The organism is Micromonospora sp. CPCC 206061, from assembly GCF_036906915.1.
Classification (GTDB): Bacteria; Actinomycetota; Actinomycetes; order Mycobacteriales; family Micromonosporaceae; genus Phytohabitans.
Genome location: NZ_JBAKHX010000026.1, coordinates 1 through 15328, shown reverse-complemented (window position 1 = coordinate 15328; position 15328 = coordinate 1). Strand labels below are relative to the sequence as shown.

General features: G+C 71.1%; 6 protein-coding genes and 1 pseudogene. 2 read left to right on the top strand and 5 right to left on the bottom strand.

Annotated features, from left to right (window positions below; all coding sequences use genetic code 11):
* Window positions 1-41: 41 nt before the first annotated feature.
* Window positions 42-1502 (top strand): glycoside hydrolase family 3 N-terminal domain-containing protein, encoded by a 1461-nt coding sequence (locus tag V6V89_RS19080; RefSeq protein WP_334620512.1) that lies wholly within the window; start codon window positions 42-44, stop codon window positions 1500-1502.
* Between the two features lie 562 nt (window positions 1503-2064).
* Here V6V89_RS19080 and V6V89_RS19075 read toward each other — a convergent pair.
* Window positions 2065-2721 (bottom strand): GNAT family N-acetyltransferase, encoded by a 657-nt coding sequence (locus tag V6V89_RS19075; RefSeq protein ID WP_334620511.1) that lies wholly within the window; start codon window positions 2719-2721, stop codon window positions 2065-2067.
* Between the two features lie 62 nt (window positions 2722-2783).
* A complete protein-coding gene (locus V6V89_RS19070) occupies window positions 2784-7664 on the bottom strand; it encodes an NAD-glutamate dehydrogenase (protein ID WP_334620510.1) in 4881 nt (1626 codons plus the stop codon).
* A 134-nt stretch (window positions 7665-7798) separates the two neighbouring features.
* On the opposite strand from V6V89_RS19070, the gene V6V89_RS19065 reads away from it, so the two are divergent.
* A complete protein-coding gene (locus tag V6V89_RS19065) occupies window positions 7799-9706 on the top strand; it encodes a penicillin-binding transpeptidase domain-containing protein (protein WP_334620509.1) in 1908 nt (635 codons plus the stop codon).
* 563 nt (window positions 9707-10269) lie between these two features.
* Here the strand turns inward: V6V89_RS19065 and V6V89_RS19060 are convergent.
* From V6V89_RS19060 to V6V89_RS19050, 3 genes and pseudogenes are all read right to left on the bottom strand, one after another.
* Window positions 10270-11282: pseudogene (locus tag V6V89_RS19060) on the bottom strand (arginase family protein); the annotation flags it as partial.
* Window positions 11283-11291: 9 nt separating this feature from the next.
* Window positions 11292-12203 carry a tetratricopeptide repeat protein gene (locus tag V6V89_RS19055; protein ID WP_334620508.1) on the bottom strand — a complete coding sequence of 304 codons (912 nt, stop codon included), beginning with the start codon at window positions 12201-12203 and terminating at the stop codon, window positions 11292-11294.
* Between the two features lie 6 nt (window positions 12204-12209).
* On the bottom strand, window positions 12210-15221 hold the full coding sequence (locus tag V6V89_RS19050) for an FtsX-like permease family protein (RefSeq protein WP_334620507.1): 3012 nt from the start codon (window positions 15219-15221) through the stop codon (window positions 12210-12212).
* Between the last annotated feature and the right edge of the window lie 107 nt (window positions 15222-15328).

Genomic DNA, 15328 nt, shown 5'->3' with positions numbered 1-15328 from the left:
GGCCGGCCGGGGGGCTACTCGCTCGAAAGGGGAGCACACAGGTGTCGACCGATCCAGGGCTACGCCGGCTCGCGCTACGCACACTGCTGGCCGCCTTTCCCGGCACGACCGCGCCGCCATGGGCCCTCGACCTTGTCGGTGAAGGACTGGCGGGATACACGCTCTTCGGATTCAACATCAACAAGGCTACGCAAGTTGCGGCGCTCGCGGGTGCCCTGCGCGGCGTGCGATCCGACGTCCTGGTCGCGATCGACGAGGAGGGCGGCGACGTCACCCGGCTCGCGCACGCGACCGGCAGCCCGTACCCCGGCAACGCCGCACTGGGCGTGGTCGACGATCCGGAGCTGACCCGGCGGATCTACCAGGCGATCGGAGGCGATCTGGCCGCCACCGGAGTCAACCTGAACCTCGCGCCAACCGTCGACGTCAACACGGCCGACGACAACCCGATCATCGGCACCCGGTCGTTCGGCGCCACACCAGAACGGGTGGCCGCGCACGCCGCAGCCGCCGTCGCAGGGCTTCAGGAGGCGGGCGTGGCCGCGTGCGCCAAGCACTTCCCGGGCCACGGCGCGACCGTCGCCGACTCGCATCTCGAACTGCCCACCGTGGACGCACCGCTCGACCTCCTGTGCGCTCGCGACCTGCCGCCGTTCCGGGCGGTCGTCGAAGCCGGCACGCGCGCGGTCATGAGCGCGCACATCCGGGTGCCGGAGCTGACCGGCAGCGCTCCGGCGACGTTCAGCCGGGCGGCGCTGGTCGATCTGCTCCGCGGCGAGTTGGGCTTCACGGGGGCGGTGGTTACCGACGCGCTGGAGATGAGGGGCGCCGCGCTGGCCGCCGGCGGTACCGCGCGGGCCGCGGTACCCGCTCTGCTTGCCGGTGCCGACCTGCTCTGCATCGGCGCGAAGGTCGACGCGGCGCTCGTGGAGGATGTCGCCGCGCAGATCGCGGCGGCCATCGCCGACGACCGCCTGCCGGCGGCGCGGGTCGAGGAGGCCGCGCAGCGGGTGGCCGCGCTCGCCGCGTGGGCCTCACGGCCCGCGCCGGCGCTCGCCGCGCCGGGTCTCGGATACCGGGCCGCCCGTCTGGCGGTCCGGGTCGAGGGCTCCTTGGACGACCTTCGTACACCGCTCGTGGCGCAACTGGTATCGGACTCCACCATCGCCGAAGGACGGGTGCCGTGGGGGCTCGGCCCGCACCTCGACGGCACCGAGCACGTCCGCGTGGTAGCCGTCGAAACCGACGCGGCCGCCCTGCTGGCCCAGGCCGGCGACCGCCCGATCGTGGTCGTCGCCCGGCACGTCCACCGAGCGCCGGCCGCCCGCGCGCTGATCGAGGCGCTGGCCGCCAGGCACCCCGTCGCGGTCGTCGAGATGGGCTGGCCGTCGAGCTGGCGACCGGCGGGAACACGGGCGTTCGTCACCACGTTCGGCGCGAGCCACGCCAACGGTCGCGCCGCCGCGGAAGCGCTCGGATTGACCAACAGTCACGCAGAGTAGTTGAGTCGTACTCCGCCGAACGGATCATTTCGCCCTTTCTCCTCTTGAAACGCGATTTAGCACCACGTAGCGTTACGACTCAGTAAGCCACGGCCTGGGGAAACCAGCGGGCCGCGGGCCCGGACACCCCCCGACCGGGCCCGCGGTTCTGCGCTCAGGGACTCGCCTCGTAATCCTGGCCGCCGGGCTGGCCGCGCTCGGCTTCTGGCAGCCCTCCACCATCAACCTGTGCTTCGACGGCGCCCGGTGCCCCACCGGTCGCGACGGCCAGCCAAGCGGCGGCGACATCGCGCTCGTGGAGTTCCTCGGCCTGGTGGGTGGTGTGCTCAGCGCCATGGCGTCGATCCGCGGGATGCGAGGCACGTCCACGCCGTACGGGTACCCGTCGCGCTCGCGCTGCTGAAACTGCCCGCCGGCGCGCTCATCTCGCTCACCGCCCTGATTCTGCTCGCTGGGCGGTTCCTACCTGGACTGTCCGCCTTGGACAGCACGCAGCTAGGCCCTGTGTCGAGGTGACGGCCGGAGCGAGGCGAGGCCCAGGCGGCGTCCGGCAAGGCGGGCCCTACGCCCCGTAGACGGACCAGCCTCGGTCGGCAAAGCCGGCCGCCTCGGCCACGCGGGCGGAGGCGGTGTTGTCGGGGGCGTGCAGGTATGTCGGCACCGCGCCCTCGTCGAGGATGCGGCGAGCCGCCTGCGTGACCAGCCGCCGGGCCAGGCCCTGCCCCCGGGCCTCCTTCTCGGTGCCGACCGCGATCTCGTTGCCGTACTGGTCGTGCCGCTTGATGCCGACCCCCGCCAGGTAGCCGCCCGACGGAGAACGAGCGACCAGCACCTCCCCGCCGAACGGGCGCAACCACTCCGGCACCACCGGGTCGTCGACCGGCAGCCACTCCCCGGCGTCGGGCAGGTTTTCCGGCCCCAGGCTGTATCGGAACACGCCCCGATACACGCGGCGGTCTGCGTCCAGCCCCACCGCCTCCGGCAGCTTCGCCAGCAGGTCGTCGATCGGAAGGTCGGCCAACGCCCGAGCGGCCGCCGCGCGGGACGGAGGCACGGACAGCACCGTGCCCGTGGGCGTGCCGACGCCAACCAACGGATACACCGTGCCGTCCCAGCCCGGCAACGTGCGCCGCTCGGAGCCGACCACGGTGACCTCCCGGCCGGGCGGCCACTGGCCGAGCCACGTCACCAGGTGGTGGTACAGGCGCTTGTCGAGCATCGATCAGAACCCTACCTGTCGCCTGGACCCGGGTCGGCAGTGACCGTGATCGCGGGGGCGCCTCATGCCGCGGCAGAGGTACGGACCAGCGTGCGGATCTGGCGCAGCAGCACGGACAGCGCGGCCAGGTCGGCCCGGGAGTCACCGAACTCCCCGATCGCGTTGCGGGTCCGGTTGATGGTGGCGACATTGGCCCGTTCCCATACCCGCACACGCTCATCGGCCGGCAGCTCGGACGGCGTCGATGTCAGCACCTCGGCGGTGAGCGCGGCCAGCGCGGCGTACAGGTCGTAGCGCAACGCCATCCGGGCCAGCGTCTGCCACCGGTCTTCACGGGGCAGCAGCGAGATCTTCGACAGCAGCTCGTCCACACGGAACTCTTCGGACAGTACGAAGTAGACCGACGCCACCTCGGAGACGTCGCGGCTGATCGTCGTCGCCGTCTCGACGACGTCGAGCAGCCCGAAGCCGTACACCATGCGGGTCGTGTGGACGGCGAGCTCCTCCGGCAGCCCCTGCGAGACAAGGCCTTCGGCGTGCGCCCGCAGCGTCTCCTGCTCCGCGCCGCGGAAAAGCACCTCCAGGCGCGGCAACAGCTCCGACACCCCGGGCCGCAGGCGCCGGATCTCGCCCGGCACGTCGAGTGGCGAACGGCGCGAGGTCACAAGCCACCGCACCGCCCGGTCGAGCAGCCGCCGGCTCTCCAGGTGGACGATCGTCTGCACCGCCGTCGGCACCTTGTTGTCGAGCGTCTCCACGGCGGCCCAGATGTCTCGCAGGCCGAAGATCTCGCGCACCACCACGTACGCGCGCAGCACGTCGGCGGGTGACGCGCCGGTCTCCTCCATCGCCCGGAAGACGAACGACGTGCCGCCGCGGTTGACCACCTCGTTGACGAGTTGGGTGGTCACGATCTCGCGACGCAGACGGTGGCCGGTCATGCGGTCGGCGTACTGGTCGCGCAGCGGGGTTGGGAAGTAGTCCACCAGGACCTCGGTCGTCCAGTCTTCGTCCGGCAGGACATCCGCGAGGATCTCGCGCTCCAGCACGATCTTCACGTATGCCAGCAGCACCGCGAACTCCGGCGTGGTGAGCCCGCTGCCCCGCGCCTCCAGCTCCTCGTCGCTGGGCAGCGCTTCGAGCCCACGGTGCAGCCCACCGGAGCGCTCCAGCTCGGCCAGCATCCTGCGGTGCACCGGTAGCAGCGACGCCGCCTGCGCACGGGCGTTGGCGAGCGCCAGCGCCTGCTGGTAATTGTCGCGCAGCACCAGATCGGCGACCTCGTCGGTCATCTCGACCAGCAGGGCGTCGCGCTCGGGCGTGGTCAGCTCGCCGTCGGCCACCGTCCCACCAAGCAGGATCTTGATGTTGACCTCATGGTCGGAGCAGTCGACACCGGCCGAGTTGTCGATGAAGTCGGTGTAGATGCGGCCACCCTTTGCCGCGAACTCGGTCCGCCCGCGCTGGGTCAGACCCAGGTTGCCGCCCTCGCCCACCACCTTGCAGCGCAGGTATGCGCCGGTGACCCGGATCGCGTCGTTCGCCTTGTCGCCGACCTCCGCATTGGACTCGTCGCTCGCCCTGACGTAGGTACCGATGCCGCCGTTCCACAGTAGATCTACCGGCGCCATCAGGATCGCCCGCATCAGCTCGGCCGGCGACAACGCGGTGACATCGCCGTCGAGGCCGAGCGCGGCGCGCATCTGCGGCGTTATCGCGATGGATTTGGCGGTACGCGGAAACACGCCGCCGCCCTCGGAGATGAGCGTGGCATCGTAGTCCGCCCACGACGAGCGCGGCAGGTCGAAGATGCGCCGCCGCTCCACATAGGACGTCGCCGCGTCGGGCGTCGGGTCGACGAAGATGTGCCGGTGGTCGAACGCGGCCACCAGCCGGATGTGCTCCGACAGCAGCATCCCGTTGCCGAACACGTCGCCGGACATGTCACCGACACCGACCACCGTGAAGTCCTCGGACTGCGTGTCGACACCGAGGTCACGGAAGTGGCGCTTGACGGACTCCCACGCGCCGCGCGCGGTGATGCCCATCTTCTTGTGGTCGTACCCCGCCGAGCCGCCAGAGGCGAAGGCGTCGCCCATCCAGAAGCCCCGCGCCACCGAGATCTCGTTGGCGTAGTCGGAGAACGTGGCGGTGCCCTTGTCTGCGGCCACCACGAGGTACGTGTCGTCGCCGTCGTGCCGCACCACGTCACGCGGCGGCGCGACCTTGCCGCCGACGATGTTGTCGGTGACGTCGAGCAATGCCCCGATAAACCTGCGGTAACACGCGACCGCCTCGTCGCGGTCGCCCGGCTTCTGCTTCAGGACGAAGCCGCCCTTGGCACCCACCGGCACGATCACGGCGTTCTTCACCATCTGTGCCTTGACCAGGCCAAGCACCTCGGTGCGGAAGTCTTCCCGCCGGTCGGACCAGCGCAGGCCGCCGCGCGCCACCGCGCCGAAGCGCAGGTGCACGCCCTCGAAGCGCGGCGAGTACACGTAGATCTCGTACTTTGGGCGTGGCGCGGGCAGGTCCGGAATCGCCTGCGGGTCGAGCTTGAACGCGATGTACGACTTCGGGCGGCCGTCACTGCCGCGCTGGAAGAAGCTGGTGCGCAGGGTCGCCTGGATGAGCGTCAGATACGCCCGCAGGATGCGGTCCTGGTCGAGGCTGGCCACGTCGTCGAGGCGCACCCGGATCTCGTCGATCAGCTCCTGGCTGAGCCGCTCCCGGTCGGCCGGCGGCTGGCCGGGCGAGAAGCGCGTCTCGAAGAGCCGCACCAGCAGCGCTGCGATCGCCGGGTACGCGATGAACGTCGACTCCATGTAGTCCTGCGAGTAGACCGTGCCGGCCTGGCGCAGGTACTTGGCGTAGGCGCGGAGGACGACCACCTGCCGCCAGGTCAGCCCAGCGCGCAGCACCAGCTCGTTGAACCGGTCGACCTCCGCCTCGCGCCGCCACGCCGCCGCGAACGCGTTCTCCACGTGCGGGCGCACCTCGGCCAGGGCGCGGTGCGCCTCGGGCAGCCGCAACCCGAAGTCGTACAGGTAGATCGTGCCGTCGGCGCGGTGCATCTCGTACGGCCGCTCGTCAGTCGCCTCCACGCCGAGCGAGTGCAGCACCGGCAGTACAGCCGACAGCATCATCGGCTCGCCGTACCGGTAGATCTTGAACCGGACGTCGGCCTCGTCCTCCCGCTTACGGAACAGGTGCATCTCCAGCTGGCCGCGCTCGTCGAGAAGCTCCAGCTTCGCGAGGTCCTTGACCGCCTCGTGCGGCACGTGCTCGTCCTTGTACCCCTCGGGATACGCGTCCGCGTACCGGAGGAAGAGGGTCTTCGCCTGCTCGTCGCCGAGCTTGCGCTCCAGCACCAGGCGGAAGTCGTCCTCCCACAGCCGAGTCGCGTCGGCGAGCTGCTCGGCCAGCGCGTCGGCGTCGACCGCGCCCGGCGGGCTGGCCGGATCGGTGCGGACGATGAAGTGCACCCGCGCCAGCGTCGACTCGGTCACCCGGGTGGTGTAGTCGACGCCGACGCCATTCAGCTCGCGCAGCAGGATCTCCTGCATGCGCAGCCTGTTCTGCGTCGTGAAACGGTCGCGAGGCAGGTAGATCAAGCAGGAGATGAACCGGCCGTACCCGTCGCGCCGCAGGAAGAGGCGGAGCTGGCGGCGGCCCGCCATGCGCAAGACGCCGATCACCGCGTGGTACAGGTCGTCGGTTTTGATCTGGAAGAGCTCGTCGCGCGGGTACGTCTCCAGAATCTTGAGCAGGTCCTTGCCGGAGTGGCTGCGCTGCGACAGGCCGGAGCGGTCGAGTATCTCGGCGACCTTACGCCGGACCACCGGCAGCTCGCGCACGCTCGTCCGGTACGCCGCACCGGAGAACAGGCCGAGGAACCGCCGCTCGCCGATCACGTCACCGGCGGCGTCGAATAGCTTGATGCCGACGTAGTCCAGGTATGCCGACCGGTGCACTGTCGCCCTGGAGTTGGCCTTCGTGATGATCAGCAGGCGCTTCTCCAGCACCTTCTCGTACGCCTCCGGCGTCATCGACGACAGCACGCGGGGCGCCGTCTGGTCCTGACGGAGGATGCCGAGCCCGGTGCCCATCACGGCCTGGAGCACCTTCTCGCCCTCGACGCCGCCGTCGATCAGCCGGTACTCCCGGTACCCCAGGAAAGTGAAGTGGTCGTCGGCGAGCCAGCGCAGCAGGTCGACCGAGTCGGTGATGTCCTTGTCCGGCACCGGCGGGCGGTCCGGGGTGTTGCGCGCGGCGGCGAGCTCGTCGGCGATGCTGAGCGCCCGGCGGCGCATCTTCGGCCAGTCTTCGACGGCCTCGCGCACGTCGGTGAGCACCCGCTGCAACTCGCGGCGCAACTGCTCTCGAGCGACCGGGTCACGCACCGGGTCGATCTCGATGTGCATCCAGCTCTCGACCAGGTCGCCGGCGATCGCATCGTCGGCCTCGACGTCGGCGGCCACCTCGGCGAGCTTGCCGAGCGGCTCGCGGCGCACCACGATCAGCGGGTGCACGAGCAGGTGCAGGTCGAGGTGGTGGGCGCTGAGCAGGGCGGTCACCGAGTCGACCAGGAATGGCATGTCATCGGTGATGGTCTTGACGACAGTGTGATGATCGTCTGGGCGGGGCTCGCTGATCCGCAGCTTCAGCTCGCCGGGCACCCGCTGCTCAGCCAGCTCGCGATGGCTGCGCGCGGCGGCCAGCATCTCCTCGGCGGTGTAGCCGACCAGCTCCTCATCGGGCGCGAACCGCCAGAACCGGTCGACGAGAGCGGCCGACTCAAGGTCGTCACCGGCGAGCGCGACGGCTTGCTCGACCAGTCGCTCGGTACTGGGTACCGGCTCCTCGATCTCAGCGTCCTCGACCTCGTCAGGTGGCAACGCGTCTTCGAGAAGACTCGCGGCCTTGACCGGACGCCCGACCATGGGTGCACACTCCCCCCTCGCCCACACCGTTGTGGGCCGGTTCTTCTGTCAGCCTAGTCTGAGTACCCGGGCCCAGAAGTAGTAGGCATCACCGGGGCATCGGCGATCGCGTCACACGTATTACGGTCGAGGACATGCGTGTCACGGGGATTGCGTGCGTACTGCTGGCGGCCGGCACACTGACCGCCTGCTCAGGCGGGGACGGACCCGACAAGACGGTCGATGCCTTTCTGGCCGGATGGAAAAGCGGCCAGCTCAACGAGGTCGGCTTCGTCGACCCGACCGGCCAGAAAGTGCCCGCCACCGACGTCGCCGACCAGGTCAAGTCACTCACCGGCGAGTTGGGCAAGACCCCTCCGGCGCTCAAGCGTGAGGGTGATCCAAAGGTCACCAAAGACATCGCCACCAGCGCGGTCACCGTCGACTGGACGCTTCCCGGCGGCGCCCACTGGACGTACCCGACGACCGTCCGGCTGCGCCAGGCCAAAGACGACGCCTGGCAGGTGATCTGGGAACCAAAGATCATCCAGGAGAAGCTCAGCGCCGGCGACGTGCTCACGACCCGCCGCCTCGCCGCTGACCGGGGCGCGATCGTCGATGCCGCCGGGCAGCCGATCGTCCAGAAGAAACCCGTCATGGTCGTCGGCGTCGAGCCGCAGCGCATCACGCAGATCGACGTGCTGATCAAGGACCTCGACCGGCTGTTCAAGTCGGTGAACACCGAGGTCGGCATGGCGGACCTCCCCGACACCGTGGCCAAGGCTCAACCAAACGCCTTCGTCGACGTGGTGTCGCTGCGCCAGGAGGTATTCGCACAAATCGAGCAGTCGCTGCGAGATCTGCCCGGCACTGTGTTCCGGCAGGAGCAGCGTTATCTGGCGCCCAGCCGCGAATTCGCACGCGCTCTGCTCGGCACCGTCGACCCGGTGCTCAAAGAGGACATGGACAAGAACCCCGGCAAATTCGTCATCGGCGACCTCATCGGTCACGGTGGGCTCCAGGGCAGGTACGACGAGAAGCTGCGCGGCACCACCGGGCAGGCCGTCGTGATCACCCGCAAGGGCCCGTCTGCCGACGCCCCGGCGGAGACCGTGGCCGAGGTGTTCCGCAGCGAACCCAAAGCCGGCACGCCACTCAAGGTCACCCTCGACCGCAAGGTACAGAACGCCGCCGACACCGCGCTGAAGGGCAACCCGCGCAACACCGCCATCGTGGCGCTGAAGATCAGCGACGGCTCGATCCTCGCGGTCGCCAACGGCCCCGGCGCCAGCGGCAACAACCTCGCCTTCAACGCCTCCGTGCCGCCCGGCTCGACGTTCAAGATGGTGTCCGCCCTCGGCCTGCTCGACGCCGGAGCGGTCAGCCTGAACGGCGCCGTCGACTGCCCCAAGACCCTCAACGTGCCCGGCCGGCCGGCGATCAAGAACTCCCACGACATGGCCCTCGGCAAGGTGCCGTTCCGGGTCGACTTCGCCAAATCGTGCAACACGGCGTTCGCGTCGCTGGCCCCGAAGCTCGGCGATGACGGGCTCGGCAACGCCGGCCGGTCACTCGGCCTCGAAGGAAAGTGGGACCTGGGCATCGACGCCTTCACCGGCAAGGTCTCCACCGGCGGCTCCGCCGGCGAGCGCGCGGCGGCCGCCTTCGGGCAAGGCACCACCGTGGTCAGCCCACTCGCCATGGCCTCCGCCACCGCGGCCGTCGCCCGCGGTCAGTGGCAGCAGCCCAAACTGCTCCTCGACCCGGCACCCGCGTCGACCGCACCCGCCGGCCCGCAGCTCAAGGCATCCTCCGTCGATCCGCTGCGCCAGATGATGCGCGAGGTGGTCACCGCGGGCACGGCCTCCGCGCTCAAGGACGTGCCCGGCGGCGCGGTGCACGGCAAGACCGGCACCGCCGAGTTCGACAACAACCCCGCACACACGCATGCGTGGTTCGTGGGCTGGCAGGGCGACATGGCGTTCGCCGTCTTCGTCGAAAACGGCGGCGACAGTACAGCCAGCAGCGTCCCCCTAGCCGAAAAGTTCCTCCGCGCCCTCTAACCCCGCCCACCCCGCCGATCCCGCCTCGCGCCGCCCCGGGCGCACCCCGCCCCGCGCCCCGGGCGCGCGCCGCGCGCCCGCCTCTCCCCGTCGATCAAGGGCAAACGCACGTGCTTCGATCTCCAAACCACGTGCATTCGCCCTTGATCGACGGACATCTCCTTGATCGCGGCCAAGCTCCCCCAAGCGCGCCGCGCGCCGCGCCGCGCCCGCGCGCCCCCTTCGTCGATCAAGGGCGAATGCACGCGGTTCGATCTCAAAACCGCGTGCATTCGCCCTTGATCGACCGAAATTCCCTTGATCGCGGCCTCATGCCGCCTGCTCACCACCCGCGCCTCGGCCCCCCGACACCAGCCAAAGGCGGGTCGCCAACCCGTCCCGGCACGCAAGCGGCAAGATCACCCGCCATGATCGGATCGAGCGGCAGCCCCGCGCAGGCCTCGCACCGCACGGTGCGCCGATCAAGGCCATTCGCATCGATCAAGGGCGAATGCACGTGGTTTGGAGATCGAACCACGTGCGTTTGTCCTTGATCGACGAGGAGAGAGCGCGCGGCACGCGCGGCCCGGAGCACGCGCGGCACGCGCGGCCCGGAGCACGCGGGAGCGCGCGGGGCGCGGGCCTGCGGGACGTGGGCGGGTTAGGCGATTTCGGCTATTGGTTCGGGTGTGGTTACTCGGGCCAAGCCGGCCACCAGGGTTGCCGTGATGTCGGAGGCGTACTCGCCGTCGGGGTCGTAGTCGGGGTCGAAGACGGTGATCTCGACTCCCAGGCAGTCGGGTGTCGATACCAGCCCGCCCAGCAGCAACTCCAGCTCCGGAAACGCGATCCCGCCCGGATCCGGTGCGTCGACGGCGGGCATGACGGATGGGTCGAGCACGTCGACGTCGATGTGCACCCAGTATCCGACGCAGTCGGTGAGCTGCTCGCGGGCCCATTGGGCGGTGCGCGCGGCCCCTTCGGCGCGCAGGGCCGGCACGGGCCGGGTGATGATGCCGGCGGCTTGCAGGTCTAGGCGGTACTCATCCTGCGCCCGGATGCCGAGCACCACCACGTCGATGTCGCGGAAGTACGGCCGGCGGCCCTCGATGGCGGCGAGGTCGGCCTGGCCCCGGCCGGTGGCCAAGGCGAGGTCTTCGCCGGCTGCCGCCCCGACGTACGAGGCGTTGCCGGGGTGCCGGAAGTCGGAGTGACCGTCGACGAAGACCAGCCCGACGCGACCGCCGAGGGTGTCGCCGAGCCGGTTCATCGCCAGGGCTGAGCCGAGCAGTATCGAGCAGTCGCCGCCGAGGATCAGCGGGAACTCGCCGGCCTCGATGATGGCACCGATGCGGCCGGCGAGCTGCGCCGAGTAGTTCGCGATCTCACGGGCGTGGCATACGCCGTCGCCCGGCCGCCAGTCGCCCGGGTCGTACCGGGGCGGGGTGAGGCAGCCCGCGTCGCGCGCGTCGAGTCGCTGGATGAGGTCGTGGTCGCGGAGCGCGCCTGGCGCCTTGGCGCAGCCCGGCACCGACGTCTCGGTCGGCGGGCGCAGACCGAGGTTCGACGGTGCGTCGAGGACAGCGATTCGGCGCATGGGCGGCGCCTAAAATAGTGCGCTCGCGAGCGCCCGCCGGGCGCTCGCCACCGCTGGGTCGTCGGGACCGGCCACGGCGAAGAGCGACAGCAGGTGCTTGCGGATCTCCTCCCGCTCATCACCGGCGGTGCGCTTTACGAGGTCGACCAGGCGGGTGTATGCGCGGTCGGCCTGCCCGCTGAGCACCTCGACGTCGGCGGCGAGCAGCTGTGCCCGCACGTCGTCGGGGTTGGCCTGCGCCGTCGCCAGCACCTCGGTCGGGTTGATGCCTTCGATCCGGCGGGCGAGCCCGACCTGGGCGAGACCGGCCTCGGCCGACTGGTCGGCGGGCGACTCGGCGAGGATCTTCCTGTACGCCTGCTCGGCCCGGTCGAGGTCGCCGGCCATCAGGGCGTCGTCGGCCTCGGTGAGGCGCGGGTCTTCCGGCGCGGCCGTCCCCTGCACCCCAGCGGCCTTGAGGACCGCGTCGATGGCCTGGCGGATGTGCGCCTCGGGCAGCACCCCGGCGAACAGCTCGGCCGGCTGCCCGCCGATGACCGCGAACACGTGCGGGATGCTCTGGATGCGGAACGCCTGCGCGAGCCGCGGGTTGGCGTCTACGTCGATCTTGGCGAGGATCCAGGAGCCGGCGCCCTCGACAGCCAGCCGCTCCAGGATCGGCGAGAGCTGCTTGCACGGCTGGCACCAGTCGGCCCAGAAGTCGATGACGACCGGTGTGGTGAGCGACCGCTCCAGGACTTCGGACTGGAACGTGGCTTCGGTGACGTCGATCACAGCCGTGCCGCCGGGGCCCGCGGGGGGCGACGCGGGCGGCGATGTGGCCGGGGCCGGGGTGGACGAGGCCGGCGCGGGAGTGCGCAACGCGCTCAGGTCGACCGCGCCGCGGGTGAAGATCGACGGTGTGGTACGTGGGTCGCTCATGGTTCCCTAGTCTCGCACGCGGGACGTAACGACGGACCGCCGTAGCGCGACGGCCACCGCGATGGCGGCCGCGACGAACCCCACAGCCGCGAGTGCGGCCGGCACACCGACGGCCAGCGGCGCCGGCCATCTGGGCAGCGGCAGCTGGATCGAGTCGTCGACGAACACCGGCAGGTAGTCGCCGGCCAGCCACCAGGCCACGCCGGCGGCCAGCGCTCCGGTCACGAGCGCGACCATGACGACGGGCAGGTAGCTCCAGAGTGCGGCGCGGCCGACGATGCCGATCGGCATGCCCTGCCGGTGCAGAACGAGCATGTCTTCGGCGCGCCGGCGCCGGTCGACCGCCGCCATCAGGGCCAGGCCGCCCACCGCCAGCAGCACCGCGAACGCCGCTGCCAGCAGGTGGAACCAGATCGCGAGGGCAGGCGACCGCCGGTCGAGCGAGGCGCGGGCATCGTCAGCGGTGGTGTCACCGGCCACCACCAGGCCCTTTGTGGCAAGCCGGTCGACCAGGTCGGCTGGCGCCTCGGCCGTCAACCACACCTGTGGCTGCTCCAGGCGGGTGCCGCCCAGCGCCGCGCGTTCGGCGTACTCCAGGTCGGCCAGCACGCCGTGGCCACCCACCTTGGGCAGGATTGTCGCCTCGCCTACCACGCGCACCTCGGCGCGTTCGGCGTCGAGGCCGGGCAGTTCGCCGGAGTTCGGCAGCTCACCGGCGGGCAGCACGGGCAGCGGGTATGGCAGGTCGGCGGGCAGCGCCCAACTGTAAAGCTGGGGCGTGCTGCTGGTGGCGAGGACGAGACCACCCGGCTCGACCCGCATGGTGTCATCGTCGGCGCCCCGCCACCGGTCGGCGCCGGTCAGGTCGGCCGTGGACAGGATCGGCTGGCCGGAGGCGCCGTCGCGCATCTCGCGGACCAGGATCTCGGGCCGCTCGGAGGCGGACCGCGCGAACACCGCCAACTCCAACGCGAGCAGCCGGCAGCCCTCGGCGCACGCCCCCGCCGAGGCGGTGTACGTGCGCGCGCCCGGCGTCATCATCCCGAAGCCGGCCCGGATCGAAGCTCCACCGGACAGTGGCCGCAGCACCGCGTTGAGCCCGACCGCGCTGTTGGCACCGGTGTAGTCGATGTCGACCGCGAGGCTCCCGGTGCGCACCTCGTACGGCTCCGGGGTGTCCGGCCGCAGCAGTGCGGCCGCCTCGCCGGCCGTCGGTCCGAACTCGGGCCGCCACACCGCTACCTGGGCAAGCCGGCTGGTGTCGGCGACGATCAGCGACGGTTCGCCGTCGTCGAGGGTGATCACGGCCGCCGCCATCGCGTACCGGCCGTCCGGGTCGACCTCGCGCACGGCGTGCAGCAGGATGCCCGCGTCGACGGGCAGCACGGTAAGCACCCGGTGCGCACCCGTCTGCACCACGGCCCGCTCCGAGCGCGCCGTGCCCGCCACGTCGACCGCCACGGCGGCGAATCCGAGCAGCGCCACCGCGACCGTCAGCAGCACGAAGAGCCGGTGACTGCCGGGGCGCCGGGCGAGTTGGAGGGCGCCGAGGGCCGGGCCGAGCCTGCCGCGCCGCAGCGCACGTGCACCGAGCCGGCTTGCGAGCGGCATCAGCAAACGGGCCGCCACCAGCGCGATGGCGACGGCCACCAGCGATGGCACGAGCAGCGACAGCCCGACCAGCTCGCCGGAGAAGCCGCGCAGCTGGAAGACTGCCACGGCCGCGAGCACGACGACGGTGGCCTCCACCGCCATCGACCGCCACACCCCCTGCCGGGCCGGCACCCGGCGCAGCAGGTCGGCGACCGGGCTGGCGAGCTGCGGGCGCTGGGCGAGCAGGGCGGCGGCCAGCGCGCCGGCGAGGGCCACACCGGCGTACGGCAGGGCAACGGTGTCGAGCTCGGCCCCGATGCCGAACCGCGCCTCGGTCACCAGCCACACCGCCGCCGTGCCGGCCAGGTAGCCGATCGGCGCGCCGAGCAGGATCGCGAGCACGCTCTCGCCTGCGGTCAGCCACCAGCGCACCGGCCGGCTCGACCCGCGCAGCGCCACCAGTCCCAGCTCGTGCCGGCGCCCGGTCGCCCCGTACGCCACCGCGAGGAAGATGACGAACCAGCACAGCGCCACGAGCGGCACCGCCGCGACGGGCACCACCCGGCGGGCGAGCGTCTGTGCCTGGTCGATCCGGTCGAGCAACCCTTCGAGGTCGCTGTTGACGCTGGCGAACATCGAACCGTCGCCCACCAGGTCTTCGCTCATGTCCTCGAGGTCGGCGCGGACCTCGTCGACCCGGTCGACGGTGAGCGTGCCCGGCTGCGGGATCGCCTCGACGGTGCGGTAGTCGGTGCGGTGGTCGACCCGGTCGGCGGTCTGCCGGCCGACGAAGATGGGCTCCCGCGTCGCGTCGGGCGCCCCAAGGGCGAAGAACGCCGACCGTCCCCAGTAGATCTCGTCGACGTCGATGGGCTGGTAGACGCCCGCCACGGTCAGCCGGGCCGGCTCGCCATCCGGCACGTATCGCTTGGCCTGCTCGTCGTATCGCGCGGCCTGCACGGTGATCGCGGCACCCGGGGCCAGACCGAGGCGGCGCGCGGTGTGCTCGCCGAGCACCGTCTCACCCGCCGAGGCGACGCACCGGCCGGCCACCATCCGCAGGTGTGGGCAGACCTCGCCGCGAAACACCAGCCAGGAGATCTCACCGACCTTCGGCTCCAGCCCCAGCACCGCGTACTGCGTCGAGTACACCTGGTCGAACCCGTCGACCTCGACCATGTTCGGGCCGATCGAGTCGAACCGCTCCGCGTCGAGCCCGCTCTCCTCCCCCACGAACGTGGACAACGCCAGCGTCTGCTCCCGCCGGTCGGACTCGGCCACCTCGGTCTGCACCACCGCCCGGTCCACGGCCCGCAGGTAGACCGGGCCGGCAACCGCGGCACCGGTGGCGAACACGCTGAGCAGCAGCACAGCCAGTGCCTGCGCCCGCCGGGCGGCCAGCATCGACAAGAGCAGCGCGATCACGGCTGTGCTCCCGCCTCCGGCTCGGGGGCCGGCGCGCCTTGGATGCCGCCCTGTAGACCGCAGTCGCTCCGGTCGCTGCGCTCCCTCCGCTTTGTGCGGTCTGCGGG